Genomic DNA, 231 nt, shown 5'->3' with positions numbered 1-231 from the left:
TCATGTGGTGAAGTCTGGCGGGCGCTCGATCGACGCACCGCTGGAATGCGGGCCGCGCAAGACCCTCTACAACCGGTTTGTCCGCTGGGCGGCCAAGGGAGTGTGGTGTGATCTCTTTCACGCGCTGTCCAGTGCCGGGGTCCGGGGCGCAATCGTCAATTCGCGACTCCCTAGTCGCTCAAAGATGGCAGGCACCAACGATCTTAGCCTTTGACGGTGACTAACCGATGA

The 231-nt window shown here is 61.0% G+C and carries 1 pseudogene; it reads left to right on the top strand.

Annotation, left to right across the window (positions count from 1 at the left end):
- Window positions 1–139: pseudogene (locus KVT37_RS33225) on the top strand (IS5/IS1182 family transposase); the annotation flags it as partial.
- Window positions 140–231: the final 92 nt, after the last annotated feature.

The organism is Mesorhizobium sp. GbtcB19 (assembly GCF_019091085.1).
Lineage (GTDB): Bacteria > Pseudomonadota > Alphaproteobacteria > Rhizobiales > Rhizobiaceae > Mesorhizobium.
This window is presented reverse-complemented; position numbering and strand designations above follow the sequence as displayed.